Here is an 8945-nt window from a genome sequence, read left to right on the forward strand (position 1 = left end):
GCCGGGCCCCCCGGGCCCGCCCCGCCCCCCGGCGGTAGGCTGACGTCGCCTGATCCGTAGCCCGAAGGGACCCACCCCATGCCGCTCGAAGCCGGCCTCCTGGAGATCCTCGCCTGCCCGGCCTGTCACTCCCCGCTCGAAGACCGGTCGGCGGCCGACACCCCCGAACTGGTCTGCACCGGCAAGGACTGCGCCCTGGCCTACCCGGTACGGGACGGCATCCCCGTCCTCCTCGTCGACGAGGCCCGCCGCCCCGAGTAACGGCGCACGCGCACCGCCCGCCACCCCGACCAACGGCACACGCGCAAACGCCCACCGCCCCGCACCCCGCACGGTGATCGGAGGACCGTCCTCATGCTCGACGAGTCGCTGCTCGACGCCCCGGAAGCCCTGGCCCGAGCCGACCGCCGCGGCCTGCTCCGCGGCGCCGCCGAGGCCGGGGCCCGGGTCCGTACCGCCGCCCGGCACGCCGCCGAGGCGGGCATCGCCGAACTGAACCCGGAGGGCCGCCCCCGCGCCGTACTGGTCGCCGGCTCCGGCACCGCCGCATCCGGCGTCGCCGACCTGATCACCGCCCTGGCCGGAGCCTCCGCACCGGTCACCCGCATCCACCCCACCGGGGTCGCCCCCGCCGCGGGCGCGATGCGCTGGACCCTGCCCGGCTGGGCCGGCTCCGTCGACCTGCTCCTGATCGTCACGGCCGACGGTTCCGAGCCGGGGCTCGCCCTCCTCGCCGAGCAGGCGTACCGCCGAGGCTGCAGCGTCGTCGCCGTCACTCCCCGCCAGTCACCCCTGCGCGAGGCGATCGACGGGGCGCACGGACTCGTCGTACCGATGGCCTCCGCCCCGCACGGCGAGTACGACGCCGAGACATCGGCCGCGGGACCCGGCACGCTCTGGGCCCTGTTCACCCCGCTGCTCGCCCTGCTCGACCGGGTCGGCCTGCTCAGCGCCCCCGCCGAGGCACTCCAGAGCGTCGCCGACCGCCTGGACCGCACCGCGGAACGCTGCGGTCCGGCCATCGCCACGTACAGCAACCCGGCCAAGACCCTCGCGGCCGAACTCGCCGACAGCCTGCCCCTGATCTGGACCGAGGGTGAATCCGCCGCCCCCGTCGGCCGCAGATTCGCCGCCGTCCTGGCCGAGCTGTCCGGCCGGCCGGCCCTCGCCGCCGAACTGCCCGAGGCGCTGCCCGCTCACGGCGCGATGCTGGCGGGCTCGTTCGCCGCCGGGGCCGACCCCGACGACTTCTTCCGCGACCGGGTCGACGAGCCCGATCCGCTGCACGCCCGCGTCGTACTGCTCCGCGACCGCCCCACCGGCGGCCTGAGCGCGGCCCCCGCCGCCCGCGAACTGGCCCTCGGCCACGACACGGCGATCAGCGAACTCGAACCGGACGAGGGAACCGAGCTCGAAGCCCTCGCCGAACTGCTCGCCGTCACCGACTTCGCCGCCGTCTACCTGGCCCTGGCGTCGGCAACCGGCGCCTGACCAGAGGCCCTGCCACCAGAGCCCGGAGCCAGGACACCGCACCACAACACCGCCCCGCGGCCCCACACCAGAGCACCGCCACCAGAGCACCGCACCCCCGATCCACGCATCTCACAAGGACGAACACCATGGACCGGCTCTCCAACACCGTGCGCCCTTACGCCTGGGGCTCCACCACCGCCATCCCCGAACTGCTCGGCATCGCCCCCACCGGCGAACCCCAGGCCGAGATGTGGTTGGGCGCCCATCCCGGCGCCCCCTCGCTCCTCACCCGCATAACCAGCACCAGCACCGCCCCCAATACCGACACCGCCCCCGGCGACCCCACCCCCGAACAGCCCCTCACCGACGTCATCGCCGCCGCCCCCGAGCGCGAACTCGGCCGGGCCACCGTCGAGAAGTTCGGCCCCCGCCTCCCCTTCCTTCTCAAACTGCTCGCCGCCGGCGCCCCGCTCTCCCTCCAGGTCCACCCCGACCTGGCACAGGCCAAGCGGGGCTACGAGGACGAGGAGCGCCGGTCCGTCCCGATCGACGCGCCCCACCGCACGTACAAGGACGCCAACCACAAGCCCGAGCTGATCTGCGCGCTCACCCCCTTCGCTGGCCTGTGCGGCTTCCGCCGGCCCACCGAGGCGGCCGAGGCGATGGCGGCGCTCGGCGTCGACTCCCTCAAGCCGTACGTCGACCTGCTCGGCGCCCACCCCGAAGAGGCCGCCCTGCGCGAGGTCCTCACCGCGATCCTCGGCGCCGACCCCGCGGAGATGGCCGAAACGGTGAACCTGGCCGCGGCCGCCGCCGAACGCCTCGGCGGCGCCCACGCCCCGTACGCCCGGATCGCCCACCACTTCCCCGGCGACCCCGGCGTCATCGCGGCGATGCTGCTGAACTACGTCGAACTCCAGCCCGGCGAGGCGCTGTTCCTCGGCGCGGGAGTCCCGCACGCCTATCTCGACGGCCTCGGCGTGGAGATCATGGCCAACTCGGACAACGTGCTGCGCTGCGGACTCACGCCCAAGCACATCGACGTACCCGAACTCCTCCGCATCGTCCGCTTCGAGGCGACCGATCCCGGTGTCCTTCGCCCCGAGGCCTCGCCGACCGGCGAGGAACTGTACGAGACGCCCGTGGACGAATTCCGGCTCTCCCGCTTCGACCTCTCGCCCGGCGCCGCCCCCGTCGACCTGACCAGGGACGCCCCCCAGATCCTGCTCTGCACCGGGGGAGCCCCGAAGGCCGGCGACCTCGGCCTCGCCCCCGGCGCCTCCGTGTTCGTACCATCCGGCGAAAAGGTCGAAGTGTCCGGTACGGGCACTCTGTTCCGCGCCACAGTGGTGGTCTGACGTACCGTCCGCACCAGCGACTGCAACAATGTCCGGCCGTACCGCGGCGCCAGGGCCGCAGCACCGAAGAAGGGACACCAGGCACCCATGAGTGCGTCAGGCGGAACCAAGGCGATCGTGGCGGCACTCGGCGCCAACCTCGCGATCGCAGTGGCCAAATTCGTGGCGTTCCTGTTCAGTGGCTCGTCGTCGATGCTCGCGGAGAGCGTCCACTCGGTCGCCGACTCGGGCAACCAGGGCCTGCTGCTGCTCGGCGGCAAGAAGGCCCAGCGCGAGGCCACCCCCCAGCACCCCTTCGGCTACGGCCGCGAGCGCTACATCTACGCGTTCCTCGTCTCCATCGTCCTCTTCTCGGTCGGTGGCATGTTCGCGGTGTACGAGGGCTACGAGAAGATCAAGCACCCGCACGAGATCGAGGCCTGGTACTGGCCGGTCGGCGTGCTGGTCTTCGCGATCATCGCCGAGGGCTTCTCCTTCCGTACGGCGATCAAGGAGTCCAACCAGACCCGCGGTTCGCTCTCCTGGAGGGAGTTCGTCCGCCGGGCGAAGGCCCCCGAGCTCCCCGTCGTCCTGCTGGAGGACCTCGGCGCGCTGATCGGCCTGGTGCTCGCCCTCGCGGGCGTCGGCCTGGCCCTCGCGACCGGCAACGGCGTCTGGGACGGCATCGGAACCCTCTGCATCGGCATCCTGCTGATCATCATCGCGATCGTGCTCGCCGCCGAGACGAAGTCCCTCCTGCTCGGCGAGGCCGCCGGCACCGACCAGGTCGAGAAGATCAAGGCCGCGGTCGTCGACGGTGACACGGTCACCGGCGTCATCCACATGCGTACGCTCCACCTCGGCCCGGAGGAACTGCTCGTCGCCGCCAAGATCGCGGTGCAGCACGACGACACGGCCACCGAGGTCGCCAACGCCATCAACGCCGCCGAGAGCCGGATCCGCGAGGCGGTCCCGATCGCCCGGGTCATCTACCTGGAGCCGGACATCTACAGCGAGGCAGCCGCCGCGGCGGGCACCAACCCCGGCAAGACCCCGGGCGGCGCCCCCGGCAACACCTCCGAGGGCCCCGCGGACGAAACCCCGGACACCTCGAAGAAATCCGGCCACTGATCCCGGCGACCCGCTCCACCCGGCCGCCTCACCACCCCGGCCCACCTTCCACCTGTTCCGCCTGCCCATACGCACACCGGCCCGTTCTCACCCCCGCCCCGGACCCCTTCCAGACCCCTCTGACGCCCCTCCGCCCCTGCTCGATCCGGCCTCCCGCCCGCTCCCGGTACGCCTCCCGGACACTTCCTGTCCTGGGGCGGACTGGGAGCGACTGGGCCGATCGGTGTAGATTCGACGGCAGTGTCAGACGTCGCTGCTGATGGCGGTCGATCGGTCCGCATGAGCGGACCGGCCGAGGGAGAGAGGGCCTCCGACGGACTGCGCTGCGAGCGCCCGGGCATTCGTGTGCCCGCCGCCGCAGAGCCATCCGTGCCCCACCTCGACCCATTTACGAGGAGCAGCCCGTTATGACGACGGTCGCCAATCGACAGGACTTCAAGGTCGCCGACCTCTCCCTCGCGACGTTCGGCCGCAAGGAGATCACCCTCGCCGAGCACGAGATGCCCGGCCTGATGTCGATCCGCAAGGAGTACGCCGCAACGCAGCCGCTGGCCGGCGCCCGCATCACCGGCTCGCTGCACATGACCGTGCAGACGGCCGTGCTGATCGAGACCCTGGTCGCCCTCGGCGCCGAGGTCCGCTGGGCCTCCTGCAACATCTTCTCCACCCAGGACCACGCCGCCGCGGCCATCGCCGTCGGCCCGAACGGCACGCCGGAAGCCCCCGCGGGCGTCCCGGTCTTCGCCTGGAAGGGCGAGACGCTCGAAGAGTACTGGTGGTGCACGGAGCAGGCCCTGACCTGGCCGAACACCCCCACCGGCGGCCCGAACATGATCCTCGACGACGGTGGTGACGCCACCCTCCTCGTCCACAAGGGCGTCGAGTTCGAGAAGGCCGGCGCCGCCCCGGACCCGTCGACCGCGGACAGCGAGGAGTACGCCCACATCCTCACCCTGCTGAACCGCACCCTCGGCGAGGCCCCGCAGAAGTGGACCCAGCTGGCGTCCGAGATCCGCGGCGTCACCGAGGAGACCACGACCGGTGTGCACCGGCTGTACGAGATGCACCGCGACGGCACCCTCCTCTTCCCGGCGATCAACGTCAACGACGCCGTCACCAAGTCCAAGTTCGACAACAAGTACGGCTGCCGCCACTCGTTGATCGACGGCATCAACCGCGCCACGGACGTCCTGATCGGCGGCAAGACCGCCGTCGTCTGCGGCTACGGCGACGTGGGCAAGGGCTGCGCGGAGTCCCTCCGCGGCCAGGGCGCCCGGGTCATCGTCACGGAGATCGACCCGATCTGCGCCCTGCAGGCGGCGATGGACGGCTACCAGGTCGCCACCCTCGACGACGTCGTCGGCCAGGCCGACATCTTCGTCACCACGACGGGCAACAAGGACATCATCATGGCCGCCGACATGGCCAAGATGAAGCACCAGGCCATCGTCGGGAACATCGGCCACTTCGACAACGAGATCGACATGGCCGGCCTGGCGCAGATCGACGGCATCGTCAAGGACGAGGTCAAGCCGCAGGTCCACACCTGGACGTTCCCCGACGGCAAGGTCCTCATCGTGCTGTCCGAGGGCCGTCTGCTGAACCTGGGCAACGCCACCGGCCACCCCTCGTTCGTCATGTCCAACTCGTTCGCGGACCAGACCCTGGCCCAGATCGAGCTGTTCACCAAGCCCGAGGAGTACCCGACCGACGTCTACGTGCTGCCCAAGCACCTGGACGAGAAGGTCGCCCGTCTCCACCTCGACGCACTCGGCGTGAAGCTCACGACGCTCCGCCCCGAGCAGGCCGCGTACATCGGTGTCGAGGTCGACGGCCCGTACAAGCCCGACCACTACCGCTACTGATCCCGCCAGTCGGAGACCGCCCACATCACCACCGGTCAGTGACGACCGGCGGCCGCCGACAGACGGAACAGCTTCAGTAGCAGCAGCTACGAGCGCAGGCCCCCGCACCCCCGTGTCGGGGGCCTGCCCCGTACGGTGCCGCCCGCTCAGCCCGAGGAACCCCGAAGGACCCCATGCCCCGCGGCCGATATTCGCTCCACGATCTTCACGATCACACCCCCCTCGGCGAAGAACACTTCCAATGCGCACCAGGCCCCTCCGGCTGGCGCTACCTCTCCCGCACCACCGCCCCTTCCGGCGACCACCTCGGATCCGTCGACCTCACCCTCGACGAGCTGGGCCGACCCATCCGCCTCGAACTCCACGCCGCGAGCTGGCAGGTCCGCGGCGCCGCCCTCGAAGGCGTCACCTGGGTCCGTACCGACCCGACCGGAACCCATGCCACCGAAGGCAATGTGCGCGCCCACGCCTTCACCGGCACTTCCCCCGCGTTCCTCGTCGCGACCGCACGACTGCTGCGCCTCACCCCCGATTCCCCCGCGACCCGCGTCCGCCTGGTCGCCTTCACGGACCCGGTCCTCGCCCCCCGTACCGTCGACCAGTCCTGGGCCCTGGTGAACAGTGAAGCGCACACCACTGACAACGGCCCTCTGATCGTGGACGAATACCAGGTCAGCGCACTGGACACCGGTGAGCAGCACACCGTCCACATCGCCGGCGACGTGGTCGTCTCGGCCCCCGGCATCGAGCTCGAAGACCTGGAATCCCCGCCCTCGTCGCTCTAGGCGGGCGGCGCGAACCCCGTGGCAGCAGGCGGCACCCGACTCTCCTCATCCTCCACAGCCGGCACAGCCACCCCAGCCCCACCAACAACCGGATCCCCACCCACCACAACACCACTCACCGGCCGCCCCGCCTGCTCCTCGGAACCACCACGCCCGTCACCACCATCACGACCACCACGTGGTGCCGAGCCCTGCGCGGCGACGAACACCCGCCGCGCATCCCGCGCCTGCCGCTCGTTGACCACTGCTGCCAGATACGCCCCGGCCGGTACCCCCTCGGGCACCGGCACTCCGGTCCGCTCCGCCAACTCCCCGGCCAGCCGCTCCGCCATCGACCACCCCACCTGCGCATCGAGCTGATGCATACGGGTCAGGTACTGCCGAACCGCCAGCCACAGAGATTCCGGCACCGCCGACAGATCCAGCCCCGCGAACCGCCCGACGAGCCACGGCGGCGGAGGCGGCACGGCAGCCGCCCGCCCCGCGGGCACCCGCTCCCGCACGACGAGCGTCCCCGCGAACACATCACCGAGCCGCCGCCCCCGCGCCGACACCAGCGAGGCGATACACGCGACAACCCCGAACGTCATCAGAATCTCCACGACCCCGATGGCCCCACGCACCAGCGCATGCCGGAACCGGATCGGCCCCCCGTCGTCCCTCACCACCCGCAGCCCGCACGCCAGCTTCCCCAGCGAACGCCCGCGGCTCAGCGTCTCCACCGCGATGGGCCCACCCACCAGCACCAGCAGGAACGCCGCCACGGACACCGCCGCGAGCGCCGCGTCGTCCAGCGACGCCGTCGCGATGGCCAGCCCGATCGACACCAGGACGAACGCCGCCCCCACCACGGCAAGATCGATGGCCAGCGCCAGCGCCCGGCTCGGCAATTTCGCCGGCCGCAGCCCCAACACGACCGCATCCCCGGTCACGAGCTCACTCATCGCCGCCCCACCCTTCGCCGACCATCCCTGCCCCTCGGGGCCTCAGTCTGCCAAGCTGACCGGCAGCGCGCCGCCGTAGTACGAACCCGTACGCACCCATGCCTGGAGCAGCAGCCGACCATGGATCTCGATGTCTTCGTGACCGCCCACCGCGCAGAGTGGGACCGTCTGGACCATCTCCTGCACCGGGGGCGCCGGCTCACCGGCACCGAAGCCGACGAACTCGTCGAGCTCTACCAGCGCACGGCCACCCATCTCTCGCTCCTCCAGTCCAGCACCCCGGACCCGATGCTCACGGCACGCCTCACCCAGCTCGTGGCCCGCGCCCGAGCCACGGTCACCGGCACCCGCCGAGCCTCCTGGCGCGACGCCACCCGCTTTCTCACGGCCGGATTCCCCGCCGCCGTCTACCGCTCCAGGAACTGGTGGATACCCACCGCGGTCCTCTCGACATTGCTGGCCGCAGTCATCGGCTGGTGGATCGGCGCGCATCCGGAGGTCCAGTCGGCCATCGCGGCCCCGGAGGACCTCCGCCGCATGACCAGCCCGGGCGGGGAGTACGAGACGTACTACTCCAGCCACCCGGCCGCATCGTTCGCCGCCCAGGTATGGACGAACAACGCCCAGGCCGCAGCCATGTGCCTGGTCCTGGGAGCGTTCCTCTGCATCCCGGTGATCTGGATCCTCTTCATCAACGTGCTCAACCTCGGTGTCGGCATCGGCCTGATGTCCTCGGCCGGCCGGCTCGACACCTTCCTCGGGCTGATCCTCCCGCACGGCCTGCTCGAACTCACCGCCGTCTTCGTCGCCGCGGGTACGGGGCTGCGCCTCGGCTGGACGGTCATCGACCCGGGCCCGATGAGCCGGCGCTCGGCCCTCGCCCAGCAGGGCCGGGCCGCGATCGGCATGGCCATCGGCCTCGCCCTGGTCCTGTTCGTCTCCGGTCTGATCGAAGGCTTCGTCACCCCCTCCGGCCTCCCGACCTGGGGGCGCATCACCATCGGCATCGTGGCCGAGGCGGCCTTCCTCGCCTACGTCTACATCCTGGGCGGCCGAGCAGCGCGGGCCGGGGACAGCGGCGACGTCGACCCCACGGAACGAAGCGCCGAACTCCCGGTGGCCGCCTGATGTGCGGACGACCCCGCTGACCTGCTAGTCTCCTCCTCGCCCCAAAAAGCCATTGACATGGCCGACACGGGGAGGTAGATTTTAACGGTTGCTTCGGACTGGACAAGTCCGGGCCCAGCAGTTAGTCTCTACTTCGCTCTCGCCGGGAATTGAATTTCCGCGGAGCCATCGATTCCCTTACTTCGGATCGCGAAGCCGATTTTTCGGCCGAATCTTTCTGATAAAGTCGAATCAGCCGAAAGGCAGAGACCACTCCAACGGTCACCGGAATTCAAATTCGAA

The 8945-nt window shown here is 70.9% G+C and carries 8 protein-coding genes; 7 read left to right on the plus strand and 1 reads right to left on the minus strand.

Annotated features, from left to right (window positions below):
- The first annotated feature begins 78 nt into the window (after positions 1 to 78).
- From EES42_RS39390 to EES42_RS39415, 6 genes are all read left to right on the plus strand, one after another.
- The gene (locus tag EES42_RS39390; RefSeq protein WP_124722989.1) at positions 79 to 261 is read left to right on the plus strand and encodes a Trm112 family protein; all 183 of its coding nucleotides are present in this window, start codon (positions 79 to 81) and stop codon (positions 259 to 261) included.
- 93 nt (positions 262 to 354) lie between these two features.
- A complete protein-coding gene (locus tag EES42_RS39395) occupies positions 355 to 1491 on the plus strand; it encodes an SIS domain-containing protein (RefSeq protein ID WP_124722990.1) in 1137 nt (378 codons plus the stop codon).
- A 128-nt stretch (positions 1492 to 1619) separates the two neighbouring features.
- Positions 1620 to 2831: a mannose-6-phosphate isomerase, class I gene (gene manA, locus EES42_RS39400; protein ID WP_124722991.1), complete on the plus strand. Its 1212-nt coding sequence runs from the start codon at positions 1620 to 1622 to the stop codon at positions 2829 to 2831.
- Between the two features lie 87 nt (positions 2832 to 2918).
- Positions 2919 to 3941, plus strand: coding sequence for a cation diffusion facilitator family transporter (locus EES42_RS39405; RefSeq protein ID WP_124722992.1), 1023 nt, complete (start codon positions 2919 to 2921; stop codon positions 3939 to 3941).
- 407 nt (positions 3942 to 4348) lie between these two features.
- The gene (ahcY, locus tag EES42_RS39410) at positions 4349 to 5806 is read left to right on the plus strand and encodes an adenosylhomocysteinase (RefSeq protein WP_124722993.1); all 1458 of its coding nucleotides are present in this window, start codon (positions 4349 to 4351) and stop codon (positions 5804 to 5806) included.
- A gap of 173 nt (positions 5807 to 5979) precedes the next feature.
- Positions 5980 to 6591, plus strand: coding sequence for a hypothetical protein (locus EES42_RS39415; protein WP_124722994.1), 612 nt, complete (start codon positions 5980 to 5982; stop codon positions 6589 to 6591).
- Here the strand turns inward: EES42_RS39415 and EES42_RS39420 are convergent.
- Positions 6588 to 7535, minus strand: coding sequence for an RDD family protein (locus EES42_RS39420; RefSeq protein ID WP_124722995.1), 948 nt, complete (start codon positions 7533 to 7535; stop codon positions 6588 to 6590). The genes EES42_RS39415 and EES42_RS39420 overlap by 4 nt on opposite strands.
- Before the next feature lie 120 nt (positions 7536 to 7655).
- On the opposite strand from EES42_RS39420, the gene EES42_RS39425 reads away from it, so the two are divergent.
- Positions 7656 to 8663, plus strand: a complete 1008-nt coding sequence (locus EES42_RS39425; RefSeq protein ID WP_124722996.1) for a stage II sporulation protein M — start codon at positions 7656 to 7658, stop codon at positions 8661 to 8663.
- Positions 8664 to 8945: the final 282 nt, after the last annotated feature.

The sequence above is a fragment of the Streptomyces sp. ADI95-17 genome (assembly GCF_003846175.1).
Lineage (GTDB): Bacteria > Actinomycetota > Actinomycetes > Streptomycetales > Streptomycetaceae > Streptomyces > Streptomyces sanglieri.